General features: G+C 67.5%; 12 protein-coding genes. All 12 read left to right on the top strand.

Going from position 1 to position 14,283, the window contains the following annotated elements:
* The first annotated feature begins 68 nt into the window (after positions 1-68).
* Entirely contained in the window at positions 69-1,007 is a 939-nt protein-coding gene (locus tag ABTV68_RS14075) for a PfkB family carbohydrate kinase (RefSeq protein ID WP_433674329.1), read from the top strand.
* Between the two features lie 55 nt (positions 1,008-1,062).
* On the top strand, positions 1,063-2,778 hold the full coding sequence (locus ABTV68_RS14070) for a CTP synthase (RefSeq protein WP_433674328.1): 1,716 nt from the start codon (positions 1,063-1,065) through the stop codon (positions 2,776-2,778).
* 72 nt (positions 2,779-2,850) lie between these two features.
* Positions 2,851-3,462, top strand: coding sequence for an NUDIX domain-containing protein (locus ABTV68_RS14065; RefSeq protein WP_433674327.1), 612 nt, complete (start codon positions 2,851-2,853; stop codon positions 3,460-3,462).
* A gap of 3 nt (positions 3,463-3,465) precedes the next feature.
* Positions 3,466-4,368 carry a site-specific tyrosine recombinase XerD gene (gene xerD, locus ABTV68_RS14060; RefSeq protein WP_433674326.1) on the top strand — a complete coding sequence of 301 codons (903 nt, stop codon included), beginning with the start codon at positions 3,466-3,468 and terminating at the stop codon, positions 4,366-4,368.
* A 165-nt stretch (positions 4,369-4,533) separates the two neighbouring features.
* Entirely contained in the window at positions 4,534-6,078 is a 1,545-nt protein-coding gene (locus ABTV68_RS14055) for an amino acid permease (protein ID WP_433674325.1), read from the top strand.
* A gap of 4 nt (positions 6,079-6,082) precedes the next feature.
* Positions 6,083-6,817, top strand: a complete 735-nt coding sequence (locus ABTV68_RS14050) for a FadR/GntR family transcriptional regulator (RefSeq protein ID WP_433674324.1) — start codon at positions 6,083-6,085, stop codon at positions 6,815-6,817.
* A 52-nt stretch (positions 6,818-6,869) separates the two neighbouring features.
* Positions 6,870-8,246, top strand: coding sequence for a glutamine synthetase family protein (locus ABTV68_RS14045; RefSeq protein WP_433674323.1), 1,377 nt, complete (start codon positions 6,870-6,872; stop codon positions 8,244-8,246).
* A 3-nt stretch (positions 8,247-8,249) separates the two neighbouring features.
* Entirely contained in the window at positions 8,250-9,644 is a 1,395-nt protein-coding gene (locus tag ABTV68_RS14040; RefSeq protein WP_433674322.1) for an aldehyde dehydrogenase family protein, read from the top strand.
* A 35-nt stretch (positions 9,645-9,679) separates the two neighbouring features.
* Positions 9,680-10,459, top strand: a complete 780-nt coding sequence (locus ABTV68_RS14035; RefSeq protein ID WP_433674321.1) for a 3-oxoacyl-ACP reductase — start codon at positions 9,680-9,682, stop codon at positions 10,457-10,459.
* On the top strand, positions 10,452-11,168 hold the full coding sequence (locus ABTV68_RS14030; RefSeq protein WP_433674320.1) for a gamma-glutamyl-gamma-aminobutyrate hydrolase family protein: 717 nt from the start codon (positions 10,452-10,454) through the stop codon (positions 11,166-11,168). The genes ABTV68_RS14035 and ABTV68_RS14030 overlap by 8 nt, the downstream gene beginning before the upstream one ends.
* 247 nt (positions 11,169-11,415) lie before the next feature.
* Positions 11,416-12,477, top strand: a complete 1,062-nt coding sequence (locus ABTV68_RS14025) for a hypothetical protein (RefSeq protein ID WP_433674319.1) — start codon at positions 11,416-11,418, stop codon at positions 12,475-12,477.
* A complete protein-coding gene (locus ABTV68_RS14020) occupies positions 12,474-14,267 on the top strand; it encodes a hypothetical protein (RefSeq protein WP_433674318.1) in 1,794 nt (597 codons plus the stop codon). The genes ABTV68_RS14025 and ABTV68_RS14020 overlap by 4 nt, the downstream gene beginning before the upstream one ends.
* Positions 14,268-14,283 lie beyond the last annotated feature (16 nt).

The following is a 14,283-nucleotide window of genomic DNA, read 5'->3' as shown; positions in this document are numbered from 1 at the left end:
GAGGCGCGCGCCGATTCGTCCACCGACCGATCGCCCGCTCGTCGATCGCCCATTGACAGGAAGCAGCCATGACCTCGGACACCTCTGTCACCGCCGGCCCCGACGCCCAGCCGGCGATCGCCGTGATCGGCGAAGCGCTCGTCGACATCGTCGCGGGCGTCGCGCACCCGGGTGGTTCGCCGATGAACGTGGCCGTCGGACTGGCTCGGCTGGGGGAGCCGACCGTCCTACACACCGTGATCGGCGCCGATGAGCATGGCGACCTGATTCGCGCGCACCTTGTCGCGGCCGGCGTCGCGCTCGGGCCGGATTCCGTGGGCGACTCACGCACCTGGTCGGCACGGGCGACCCTCGACGACGCCGGGAGCGCCACCTATGACTTCGACCTCGACGGGCGCATCCCGGTGCCCGCGCTGCACGGGCTGCGGCTCGTGCACACCGGATCGATCGGCGCGCTGCGCGACGGCGAGGCCACCGCGGTGCGCGCGGCGTACGTCGCGGCCGACAGCGACACGATGCTGAGCTTCGACCCGAACATCCGAGCCGCGGTGATGGGGGAGGGTGCTCGAGAGCGGACGTTCGCCCTCGCCGCATCCTGCCACGTGGTGAAGCTCAGCGACGAGGACGCGGAGTGGCTGCGCCCCGACACTCCGCTCGAGGACGTGCTCGCCGAATTCGCCGCCGCGGGCGTGCGCTTCGTGGTGATCACTCGCGGTGCTGACGGATGCATCGCCCTCGTGGACGGGGTCGTGCACCACCGTGCGGCGCGCGCGACCACGGTTGCCGACACGATTGGCGCCGGCGATGCGTTCATGTCGGGATTGCTCTTCGGACTCCTGCGGGACGGCACGGATCGCGCGCTCGTGACCGGTGCGCCGATCACGAGCAATGCGGTGATCGGCGCCCTCGACAGCGCCCTCGCCTCAGCTGCAGTCACGGTTTCGCGCACCGGCGCGAACCCGCCCACGGCCGCGGAACTCACCGCCGCGCTCGCCGCCGAAAGCTGAGCCGCGAATCGGATTCTCAGCCGAAAGGTCGAAACCGCTGATAGGGTGGAAGTCCGTGACGGATAACAACGCGGCGAACTCTTCCTCCCCGGCGACCTCCTCTGAGAAGGTCACCAAACACATCTTCGTGACCGGGGGCGTCGTCTCCAGTCTCGGCAAGGGCCTTACAGCCGCCAGCCTCGGCAACCTCCTCACGGCGCGTGGACTGCACGTCGTGATGCAGAAGCTCGATCCCTACCTGAACGTCGACCCGGGAACGATGAACCCGTTCCAGCACGGCGAGGTGTTCGTGACGGATGACGGCGCCGAGACCGACCTCGACATCGGCCACTACGAACGCTTCCTCGACATCGAGCTGAGCCAGGCCGCCAACGTCACCACCGGTCAGATCTACTCGCAGGTCATCGCCAAGGAGCGTCGCGGCGAGTACCTCGGCGACACCGTGCAGGTCATCCCGCACATCACCGACGAGATCAAGCGCCGCATGCGCCTGCAGGCCTCGAACGACCCGCAGCCCGACGTCATCATCACCGAGATCGGTGGCACGGTGGGCGACATCGAGTCGCAGCCGTTCATCGAGTCGGCCCGCCAGATCCGTCACGAACTGGGCCGCAAGAACGTGTTCTTCGTGCATGTGTCGCTGGTGCCCTTCATGGGCGCATCGGGTGAGCAGAAGACGAAGCCCACGCAGCACTCCGTCGCCGCTCTCCGCTCCATCGGCATCCAGCCGGACGCCCTGGTGCTGCGCTCGGATCGGCCCGTCACGGAGTCCAACAAGCGCAAGATCGCGCTCATGTGCGACGTCGACGAGGACGCGGTGGTGAACGCCACCGACGTGCCGAGCATCTACGACATCCCCACCATGCTCAATGAGCAGGGTCTCGACCAGTACATCGTCGATGCCTTCGGTTTGCAGGATCGTGCCACCGATGTGGACTGGACTCGCTGGAACAAGGTGCTCGGCGCGGTGCACAACCCCAAGCACGAGGTCACGATCGGCCTGGTGGGCAAGTACATCGATCTGCCCGACGCATACCTGTCCGTGACCGAAGCGCTCCGCGCCGGTGGGTTCGCGCAGGAGACCCACGTCAAGATCGAGTGGATCGCCTCGGACACCTGCACCACGCCCGAGGGCGCGGCGAAAGCGCTCGCGCACCTCGACGGTGTGGTCGTGCCCGGTGGGTTCGGCATCCGCGGCATCGAGGGCAAGCTCGGTGCGCTCCGGTTCACACGCGAGCAGGGCATCCCCACGCTCGGCATCTGCCTGGGCCTGCAGTGCATGGTGATCGAGTACGCCCGTAACCAGGCGGGCATCGAGGGTGCCTCCTCCACAGAGTTCGACCCCGACACCGCGGCACCGGTGATCGCCACGATGGAAGAGCAGGTCGACATCATCGCGGCCGGCGACCTCGGCGGAACGATGCGTCTGGGCCTGTACCCCGCCGCCCTCGCGGAGGGATCCATCGCGGCAGAGGTCTACGGCAGCACCACGGCGCAGGAGCGTCACCGTCACCGCTACGAGGTCAACAACTCCTACCGCGACCAGCTGTCCGAGGCGGGGCTCGTGTTCTCCGGACTCAACCCGGAACTCGACCTGGTGGAGTTCGTCGAGCTTCCCCGCGAGGTGCACCCGTACTACATCGCCACCCAGGCGCACCCGGAACTGCGCTCGCGCCCCACGGACGCCCACCCGCTGTTCCGCGGCCTGATCGGCGCAGCGCTGGAGCGTCACCACAGCTCGGAGCTGTTCGCCGTCGAGAATGGCGAGTGACGGCGATCACCGCATGACTGCGGCCGGGCCCCACGGCCCGGCCGCAGTCCGTTACCGCTCGAAAGGGAACCCATGACGCACATCGACGCGCCGACCGGCGGATCGGCCACCCACCTGCTGCGCGACGAGCCCGTTGCCCTGGGCGACGGGATCGAGCGGCGCACCGCCTTCCACGGGCGGGTCTGGGACGTGGTGACGGAGACCTTCGCGTACGGCGATGAGACGCTGACCCGCGACTTCGTGCACCACCCGGGAGCGGCCGCCGTGGTGGCGCTCGATGACGCGGATCGAATGATCCTCATCCAGCAGTACCGCCACCCGATCCGCTCGCGCGACTGGGAGATCCCGGCCGGGCTCCTCGACGTTCCGGGGGAGGACACCCAGGTCGCTGCCGCACGCGAGCTCGCCGAAGAGGCCGACCTGCAGGCCGATCGGTGGCAGCTGCTCGGATCGATCCACACCACCCCGGGCGGCAACGACGAGATCATCCACATCTACCTGGCGCGCGGTCTCTCCAGCGTGCGTACCGATTTCGTCCGCGAGGGCGAGGAGGCCGATATGCGTCGCGAGTGGGTGGCGCTGAGCGACGTGGTGGACGGCGTGCTGGCCGGACGATTCCAGAACGGGATCCTCGCGTTCGGCGCGCTCGCGGCCGCCGAGGTCCTGCGTCGCGGCGACGCCTGAGCCATGCGCATCGAGCGCGCGGTCGACCAGTACCTGCGCCACGTCACGATCGAACGGGGACTTGCCGAGCACACGGTGGCCGCGTACCGACGTGACCTCACCGCCTATGCCCAGTGGCTCACCGACGCCGGAGTGGACGATACCGCGAGCATCACACCGGTGATCGTCGCGGAGTTCGCCGCGCAGCGCGCCAGTCTGGATCCACCGCCCGCGGCCACGAGCCTGGCCCGCATGCAGTCCTCGGTGCGCGGGTTGCATCGTTTCCTGGTGCGCGAAGGAATCGACACCGATGACCCCACCGGTCGGCTCCGCCCGCCCAAGCCCCCGCGACGACTCCCGAAAGCCCTCACGATCGCCCAGGTCGAGTCGCTGCTGAACGCCCCGCCGTCGGATGATCCGATTGGCCTCCGCGATCGTGCCCTGTTGGAACTCATGTACGCCACCGGTGCGCGTGTATCGGAGGCGATCGGACTCGACGTCGACGATCTCGCACACGGCGATGTGATCCGGCTCCGCGGCAAGGGGTCGAAGGAGCGCATCGTGCCGGTGGGATCGTACGCGCGCGCGGCCGTCGACGCGTACCTCACCCGCGTGCGTCCGGCGCTGGCCGCGCGAGGGACGGCCACGCCGAAGCTGTTCCTCGGCGCCCGGGGGGCGCCGCTGTCGCGGCAGAGTGCGTGGCTGGTGATCCAGTCCGCCGCCGAACGCGCGCAGCTGAGCGCCCACGTCTCACCCCACACGCTGCGCCACTCCTTCGCCACTCATCTGCTGCAGGGCGGCGCCGACGTCCGCGTCGTGCAGGAGCTGCTGGGTCACGCATCGGTCACGACGACCCAGATCTACACGCACGTGTCGGTCGATGCCCTCCGCGACGTGTACACGCTCGCCCATCCGCGCGCCCGCTGAGCTGACGACGTGGCTCCGTAGCGGTTCTGAGGTGCGATCCTCCTCCCGCGACGTTTCGGGCGTGTGAAAAGTTCTATCGGTCTGAAGTCAGGCCATTGACATTCAGCGCTCGCGGGCACGACAATCGCTCAACTGTTTCTTTCTGTGAATCCGATGGGAAGTGCAATGAGCGAAGAATCGTCAAGAACTCCGGTGACTCACGTCGACGATGACGCGGCGGCTCTCGCCGAACTCGGCTACAAACAAGAGCTCCACCGGGGAATGTCCGGCTTCTCCAATTTCGCGGTGTCGTTCTCGATCATCTCGATCCTCGCGGGGTGCATCACCTCGTTCAACATCGCACTGAAGTCGGGTGGACCCACGGCCATCACGATCGGATGGCCGCTGGTCGGCATCTTCGTGCTGTGCGTCGCCCTCGCGATGGCAGAGGTCTGTTCCAAGTACCCGACCGCCGGTGGCCTCTACTTCTGGGCCGGACGTCTCGCGAAGAAGAACAAGCGCCAGTGGGCCTGGTTCGTCGGCTGGTTCAACTTCCTCGGCGAAGTGGCCGTGACCGCGGCCATCGACTATGGCGCGGCAGCCACCATGATGGCGTTCGCGAACCTCATGTGGGGGGTCGAGGTGACCACCCTCAACACGTTCGGACTCTTCGTCGTGCTCATCGTGATCCACGGCCTGCTGAACACCTTCGGGGTGAATCTCGTCAGCCTGCTCTCGACAGTGTCGGCCTGGTGGCACATCGTGGGCGTCGTGATCATCGTCGCCGTGCTCTGGATCATGCCGGCCCAGCACCAGGACGTGGCGTGGACGTTCACCACCTGGCACAACGAGACCGGCTGGACCTTCGGGCCGTACGTCTTCCTCATGGGCCTGCTGATGGCCCAGTACACCTACACCGGATACGACGCCTCGGCGCACGTGGCCGAGGAGACCAAGAACGCCTCCATCGCCGCTCCCCGCGGCATCGTGATGAGCGTGCTGATCTCGATCATCGGCGGCTGGATCCTGCTGTACACGATCGTCGCGGCGATCCCGGACGGCAGCGAAGAGGGCCTCGCGGGGATCGTCGGCACCGCGCTCGGCTCCGGCCCCGCGCAGATCTTCATCGACGCCCTCGAGAACCCGGATGTCGCGAAGTTCCTGCTGTTCATCGTGTGCGGCGCCCAGTTCTTCTGCGGCATGGCATCGGTGACGGCGAACTCGCGCATGAGCTACGCGTTCTCGCGCGACAACGCGATCCCGGGCTCGCGCATCTGGGCGCAGGTCAACAAGCGCACCGGAACCCCGACGAACTCCATCTGGCTGTGCGTCGTGCTGTCGGTGATCCTCACGATTCCCGCGCTGTTCAACTACACGGCCTACGCCGCCGTGACATCGGTCGCGGTGATCGGTCTCTACATCGCGTACGTCACGCCGGTGCTGCTGCGCCGCCTGGACTCCGCGTGGAAGCCCGGGCCGTGGAACCTCGGCCGGTGGAGCGCCGTGATCGGATGGATCGCGGTGGTGTGGGTCGTCTTCATCGTGATCCTGTTCGTGCTGCCTCCGGTGGCCGAAATCACGATCGACACGTTCAACTACGCGCCGGTCGCGGTGGCGGTGGTGGCGATCCTCGCGATCGTCCTCTGGTTCGCTTACGGCAAGCGCACTTTCATGTCCCACGACGAGGCCCCGCACCTGACCAAGGACGCCGGCCTGCTGCTGGAGGAGTGAGAGCGTGAACACCAGAACGGAGGATCCCTCGCCGCTCATCGATCTCGTGCTGCGCCCGGTGCGCTCGCAGATGACCTTCGAATCGTGCGTCGAACAGCTCGGATCCGCGATCCAGCTGGGGATCCTCCGTCCCGGTGATCGGCTGCCGTCCGAGCGTGACCTGGCCGCGCGGCTCGATGTGTCTCGCGCCACGCTGCGCGAAGCGATCAGTGCGCTGCGGGCCGCGGGACTCGTCACCACCAGCCGTGGACGCGGCGGAGGAACGGTCGTGGAGAGCCGCCCCGACCCGGCGGCACCGGACGCACTCAGCCGTGCGCAGCTGGAAGCCGAACTCACCGACGTGACCGTGCTGCGTGGCGTCGTCGAGCCCGGTGCGGCCGCCGCGGCAGCCTCCAGGGATCTGTCGGCGCCGGAACGGGAGCTGTTGCTGCGGAGCCTCGCCGACGTGGAGCAGACGCACGAACCCGCCGACTACCGACAGGCGGATGCCCGGCTGCACCTCGCGATCGCCGCGGCCTCCGGCTCTCCCACCCTCGCCGCCTCCTGCGGCGAGACCCTGATCCGCGTGCACCGGCTGCTCGCGCGGATTCCGTTCCTGCAGCCGAACATCCACCACTCCGACGAGCAGCATCGCGGTGTGGTTCAGGCGATCCTGGACCGCGATCCCGATGCGGCCAGTGCCGTGATGCGCGAGCACTGCGACGCGACCGCCGCGCTGCTGCGCGGTCTCGTCACCTGATCCCTCGTCCCCTGAACACCCCTCACATCACTCAAGATCCGAGGTCTTCTTCATGACAACCGCAACCCGCAACGACCGAATGCTCACTGCCGAGCAGCTCCGATCCGCCATCACCGCCGGCGATATCGACACGGTCCTGCTCGCCTTCACCGACATGCAGGGCCGCCTGCAGGGCAAGTTCATCCACGGCGAGTTCTTCATCGACAGCGTGCTCGGGCATGGAACGGAGGGCTGCAACTACCTGCTCACCGTGGACGTGGAGATGAACACCGTCGACGGGTACGAGCTGACCAGCTGGGAGAAGGGGTACGGCGACATGATGTTCGTGCTGGACCTCGATACGATCCGGCTGCTGCCCAACCGCGCGGGCACGGCGATGATCCAGTGCGATCTCACCCTCGCTGACGGCACCCCCGTCGAGGTGTCGCCGCGTCAGATCCTGCGCCGCCAGATCGAGCGCGCGGCCGAGCTGGGTTTCACCGCATTCGCGGGCACGGAGCTGGAGTTCGTGATGTTCCAGACATCGTTCGAACAGGGCTGGAACAACGGCTACCGCGATCTCGTGCCGATGAACCAGTACAACGTGGACTACTCGGTGCTGGGGTCGCTGCTCGTGGAGCCACTGTTGCGCGAGATCCGTCGGGTCAGCTATGCCGCGGGCATGACGGTGGAATCGGCGAAGGGGGAGTGCAACCTCGGTCAGCACGAGATCGCCTTCAAGTACGCCGAGGTCATGACCACCGCTGACAACCACTCCGTCTACAAGACCATCGCGAAGGACGTCGTGCGTTCTGCGGGCGGGTCCATCACCTTCATGGCGAAGCCCAACCAGCGCGAGGGCAACTCCTGCCACATCCACATGTCGCTGCGTGGGAAGGACGATGGCGCCCTGGTGTTCTGGGACGCTGAGAACCACACGCGTACGAAGGTGTACGACCACTTCATCGCGGGAGTCCTTGCCACCATGCGGGAGTTCACGCTGCTGTACGCGCCGAACATCAACTCCTACAAGCGCTTCGCTCTCGGATCCTTCGCGCCGACGGCCATCGCCTGGGGCATGGACAATCGCACGTGTGCGGTTCGGTTGGTCGGCGAAGGGGCGAGTGCACGGATGGAGAACCGGCTCCCGGGTGGAGACGTGAACCCCTACCTCGCGCTCGCCGCGATGCTGGCGGGCGGCCTGCACGGCATCGAGCACGAGCTGGAACTCGAACCGGAACTGGTCGGCAACGCCTACTCATCCGACGCGCCGGTCGTGCCGAAGACGCTGGCCGAAGCGCGACAGGAGTGGGCTGGTTCCGCGCTCGCCGTCGACGCGTTCGGCGAGGAGGTCGTCCGTCACTACACGAATTACGCTGACGTGGAGATCGCCGCCTTCGATGCGGCGGTCACCGACTGGGAACTCCGCCGCGGCTTCGAAAGGCTCTGATTCATGCGCATCCCCGCATCCCCCTTCCACGGCGGCGGCGAGTCCGTCGTGATCAATCCCGCGACGGGGCAGTCGATCGGCGCGGTCGGCCTGGCCGACCTCGCGGAGACCGACGCGGCCATCGAACGCGCGCACGCCGCATTCCCGGCCTGGCGTGCGGTCGCCCCGGGCGAGAGAGCGCGCCTGCTGCGTGAGTTCGCGGCAGCGATCGACGCGCACGTCGACGAACTCGCGGCGCTCGAAGTCGCGAACTCGGGCCACACCATCGGCAACGCCGTCTGGGAGGCGGAGAACGTCCGCAACGTCCTGACGTATTACTCCGCAGCCCCCGAGCGTCACTTCGGCCTCCAGATCCCGGTGCCGGGTGGCGTCGATGTCACCTTCCACGAACCGCTCGGTGTGGTGGGCGTGATCGTCCCCTGGAACTTCCCGATGCCGATCGCCGGGTGGGGCTTCGCGCCCGCGCTCGCGGCCGGCAACACCGTGGTGCTGAAGCCGGCGGAACTTACCCCGTTGACGGCGATGCGCATCGGCGAGCTGGCGCGCGATGCCGGCCTCCCCGAGGGCGTCTTCACGGTGATCCCCGGAAAGGGACGCGTGGTGGGCGAGCGGTTCGTGACGAATCCGCTGGTGCGCAAGGTCTGCTTCACCGGATCCACGGACGTCGGAAAGGGCATCATGCGCGGCTGTGCCGACCAGGTGAAGCGCGTCACGCTGGAGCTCGGCGGCAAGAGCGCGAACATCGTCTTCGAGGACGCCGATCTGGAGCTCGCGGCCGCCACCGCACCGGGCAGCGCGTTCGACAATGCCGGGCAGGACTGCTGTGCTCGTTCGCGGATCCTCGTGCAGGAGAGCGTGTACGAGCGGTTCCTGGAGCTGCTGCGTCCGGCCGTGGCCGACTTCCGGGTGACGGATCCGAGTGACGATGCCGCGCAGATGGGGCCGCTCATCTCGGCGCACCAGAAGGCGAGCGTCGAGGCCTATCTGGCCGACGCCGATGTCGCCTTCTCCGGGCAGGCCGGCACCGGCGGCGACGGCTTCTGGGTGGCGCCCAGCGTGGTGCTGCCGCGGACGCTGACGGATCCGGTGTGGACGCAGGAGATCTTCGGACCCGTCGTGGCCGTCATGCCGTTCCGCGATGAGGCCGACGCGATCGCCAAGGCGAACGACACCGAGTACGGCCTCAGCGGGTCGATCTTCACCCGCGATCTCGGCCGCGGGCTGCGCATGGCGCGCGCGGTGGACTCTGGAAACCTCTCGATCAACTCGCACTCGTCGGTGCGGTACTGGACGCCGTTCGGCGGATTCAAGCAGTCGGGACTCGGGCGTGAGCTCGGACCCGACGCGCCCAACTCGTTCAGCGAGGTGAAGAACGTCTTCATCTCCACCGAATCCTGACGATTCACACTCTCGCAACACGAAAGGCAACACACATGGGAAAGCTCGACGGGAAGGTCGCCGTCATCACCGGCGGTGCCAGCGGAATCGGCCTCGCCACGGCACGGAAGTTCGCCGCTGAAGGGGCGACCGTGGTCATCGGAGACCTGCCCACCAGCAACGGCATCGCGATCGCGGAGGAACTCGGCGGCGCGTTCGCCGCGGTCGACGTGACCAACGCCGAACAGGTGGAGGCGATGTTCGCGCTCGCCAAGGAGAAGTACGGACGCATCGATGTGGCGTTCAACAACGCCGGCATCTCACCCGCCTCCGACGACTCGATCCTGAAGACCGGGATCGAGGCCTGGGACCTCGTGCAGAACGTCAACCTCACCAGCGTCTACCTCTGCTGCAAGGCGGTGATCCCGTACATGCTGGAGCAGGGCGGCGGATCCATCATCAACACGGCGTCGTTCGTGGCGCTGATGGGTGCGGCCACCTCGCAGATCTCCTACACCGCGTCCAAGGGCGGCGTGCTGGCGATGACCCGCGAGCTCGGTGTGCAGTTCGCGGGCAAGGGCATCCGTGTCAATGCGCTGTGCCCGGGTCCGGTGAACACGCCGCTGCTGCAGGAGCTCTTCGCGAAGGATCCCGAGCGCGCCGCGCGGCGCCTCATCCACATTCCGATGGGACGCTTCGCGGAGCCGGAGGAGATCGCGAACGCGGTGGCCTTCCTCGGCAGCGACGAGTCCAGCTTCATCACCGCCACCGAGTTTCTCGTGGACGGCGGCCTGTCGCACGCGTACGTGACCCCGCTGGAGAGCGACTTTGAGTGAGCGCGTTCCGGTGATCGGCATCACCACGTACCGCCAGAGCGCGACGTGGGGAACCTGGCCCGGTGTGAACGCCGACCTCCTCCCGGCCTCCTATGCGCGTGCCGTGGAGGAGGCCGGCGGCGCTCCCGTGCTGCTGCCGCCGGTGGCCGACGCGGAGAAGGCGGCTGCAGTGGCGGACCGGCTCGATGCGATCATCATCGCGGGCGGCGCGGATGTGTCGCCCTACCGATACGGGCAGGAGCCGGATCCGACGGTCACCGTCTGGTACGACGATCGGGATGCGTCCGAGCTGGCGTATCTCGCCGCGGCCGATGCCGACGAGTTGCCGGTTCTCGGGATCTGTCGCGGCATGCAGCTGATGGCGGTGGCGGCCGGGGGGACGCTGATCCAGCACCTTCCCGACGCGGGCGGCGACGAGGTGCACTCGGGTGGCGACGGCGTCTACGGCCACGTCGCGGTGAAGCTTGCGGACGGCACGCGGATCGGGCAGATCCTCGGCGAGCGTGCGGAGGTGGAATGCCATCACCATCAGGGCGTCGGCGAGCACCCGGGCTTCGTCATCACCGCGAGCGGCGCAGACGGCATTCCGCACGCGATGGAACGACCCGGCGATCGCTTCGTGGTCGGCGTCCAGTGGCATCCCGAAGAGGGCCCCGACCGCGAGCTGTTCGCCGCGCTGGTCGCCGCCGCGCGGGCGCGCATGCGCTGATACCGAGTCCAGCTCACCCAGAATCAGGGGCGAGTCAGGGGAGTCCCTGACTCGCCCTTCTTCGTGCTTTTCCTAGGCTGGAAGCGGCCGGACGGATGTCTTCAGCGCGAGTTTGAGACTTTATCCCTCCGAGCGGACATACCTGTACAGCATCTGCACATCCATCCCGCGATGGATGCCGCGCCCGCACGGCTTTGGATAGCCTGTGCGGACCAGGCGGCCACGGGCCCGAAAAGGGGAGAAGAACATGAACGTAGCGAAGACGCTGTTGGTTGTGACGGCGGCGGGTGCCTTGCTCGCCGGGATCACCGGTTGCACCAGCGGAGGCTCTGGCGAGGCGCTCTCCCCGGAGGATGCCTGGAAGAACTCGCCCCTGGCGCAGTACATGAACGCCGGGTACGACTTCGATGCCTCGCCGGAGGAGCAGCAGGCCGAGTCCGACAAGAAGCAGAAGAAGGTGGAAGAGCTCGTCGCCGAGTGCATGGCGAAGGAGGGCTTCGAGTATCAGCCTGTCGACTATTCCGCGCAGAGCGGCATGGCGGTGGCCGGCGAAGACGTGGAGTGGGAGCCGGACAAGAAGGAGTGGGTGGCGCAGTACGGGTACGGCGTGTTCAACAACCCGTACCCGTCCCAGCCCGAGGAGCCCACCGACGAGAACACCTGGGTCGATCCGAACCAGGAGTACGTCGAATCGCTCACCGAGAGCGAGCGAACCTCGTACTACGAGGTCCTCTACGGCCCCCAGCCGACCGAGGAGGAGATGAACGATCCCGAGTTCCAGTGGGACAACTCCGCCAGCTGTCAGGGCAAGGCGCAGGAGGAGGTCTGGGGAGAGCAGAACATCGGTCAGACCGACGAGTTCAAGCCGCTGATGGACGCGGTCAACAAGTTCTACGACCAGTTCTACGGCGAGGGCGTCAAGCCCACCGAAGCCGACAAGGCATGGGCTGACTGCATCGCCGAGGCCGGCTACAGCCAGTTCGATCGCCAGCAGGCGGCCATCCAGAGCTTCTACGACCGCAGCAACAAGTTCTACGAAGACGCCAGCGCGTCGATGTCCACGTCCACCACGGAGACGCCGAGTCCGGACGACTACGTGGATCCCACTACGTCCGAGGAGTGGAAGCAGGCCGCCGAAGAGGAGATCGAAACTGCGCTCGCGGACCTCGAGTGCCGCGAGAAGACCGACTACACGAAGAAGCAGCAGGACGCGATGTTCGCCGCGGAGCAGAAGTTCGTCGACGAGCACAAGACCGAACTCGAGGCGTACAAGACGGCTATGGAGCAGGCCGCGGAGAAGGCCAAGTGATCGGACGACGCGGACGGGGCAAGAACGAGGGAAACGAGGGGAGCGCTGACCAGCCGGATACCACGCCGGATTCAGGCGTCACGCCCGACGACGCGGTGACCTCTGCTGTCGATGAGCCGACGAGCTCGTCGGATGCCGCGGAGACGGAGACCTTCGGGTACGTCGCGGGGTCTGCTGCTGATCCCGATGTCGCCGCACGCACGGCGGTATCGGATGCGAGCTCCGGCGACACGGCGACCTCCGACGGCTTCGAGACGATCCTCGGCGCGCCGCTGACCGAAGAGGAGACGGCGGAGAAGCCCGACACCTCTCGGGTGAAGGGCTGGAAGCGGGTTTTCCGCGGCAACCGCATGCTGTGGATCACGGTCGTGATCGCGATCCTGTCGCTCGTCGCGGGCCTCGCCGTGCAGCGCTTCATCATCTCTCCGGCTGAGGCTGCGGCCGACAAGGAGCCGGATGCCCCCGGTCTCGTGACGGCTCCCGTGGAGTTCGGCGAGCTGAGCAACGACGTCACGATCCGTGCCGACGTCGCCTATGCGGACGCGGTCGATGTGAGCATCGACGCGTCCGACGTGAGCGGTGCCGCGATCGTCACCGGCCGCGTTCCCGCGGTGGGCGACACCCTGGACAAGCTGTCGGTCGCGATGGAGGTGGCCGGTCGGCCCGTCATCGTTCTGCCCGGAGACCTGCCCTCGTACCGCACGCTGCGCATCGGCGTGAACGGGCCGGACGTGGTCCAGCTGAAGCAGGCACTGCAGGCGGTGGGCATCGACGGCGGCGACCCCGCGGACGGCACATTCACCCAGCAGACCGCCGATGGTGTCGCCGCGCTCTACACCGCCGCGGGATACACCGCGCCCACGGGCGACGAAGCTGCGAACGCCGCGTACAAGTCGGCGCAGGAGGGCGTGACCGCCGCGGAGCAGGGTCTCGCACAGGCTCAGGCCGAACTCAACAAGGCAGGGGAGGGTCCGACCCAGGTGCAGATCCTCCAAGCCAATCAGAAGGTCCATGATGCCGAGGTGGCGCTTGCGGAGGCACGTAACGCCAAGGGCGATGTCGCTAACGCGCAGTTCCTCCTCGACATTGCGATCGCAGAGCGTGACGAGATGTGGGCGGGTGCCAACACCGACGCTCAGCAGGGGGCCGTGAACGCGGCACAGGAGCAGCTCAACCGCGCGTACGCGGACCTCGAGATCGCCCGTCAGGGCGTGCAGGCGTCGCTGCCGTCGAGCGAGGTGCTCTTCCTCACGGATCTGCCGCGCCGCGTCGATGACGTGAAGGTGAAGCGCGGCAGCAAGCTGGAGGGCGCGGCGCTCAGCGTGTCGGGAGCCACGGTGCGCCTGAACGGCTCCGCCGCCGTGGCCGATGCCAAGCTCCTCACCGTCGGAACCGCCGGGACCTTCGCGCTGCCGGACGGTACCCAGATCAACGCCAAGATCAGCGCGATCGATCAGGGCAAGGCGGATGCGCAGCGCTGGAGCATCCAGCTGGACCCCGAGGGACTGACGCCGGAGCAGCTGGCGAGCGTCCAGGGGACGAACGTCCGCGTGACGATCCCGGTCGGCGCGACCGAGGGCGAGGTGCTGTCGGTTCCGCTGGCGGCGCTCACCGCCGGTGCCGGCGGCGAGTCTCGCGTGGAGGTCGTCGATGGCGATCCGCGGGAGGGAACCTCCGCCAAGACGCACCTCGTCGAGGTGAAGCTCGGGCTGTCCGCCGGCGGGTTCGTGGAGGTCACACCCACCGAGGGCAAGCTCGAAGAGGGCGACCTGGTGGTGATCGGCGAATGACGACCGTCAACAGCGC

Origin of the sequence: Microbacterium gorillae (assembly GCF_050990725.1) — a bacterium.
Taxonomy (GTDB): Bacteria; Actinomycetota; Actinomycetes; order Actinomycetales; family Microbacteriaceae; genus Microbacterium; species Microbacterium gorillae_A.
The sequence above is the reverse complement of the archived record's forward strand: the minus strand, read 5'-3'. Positions and strand labels throughout refer to the sequence as shown.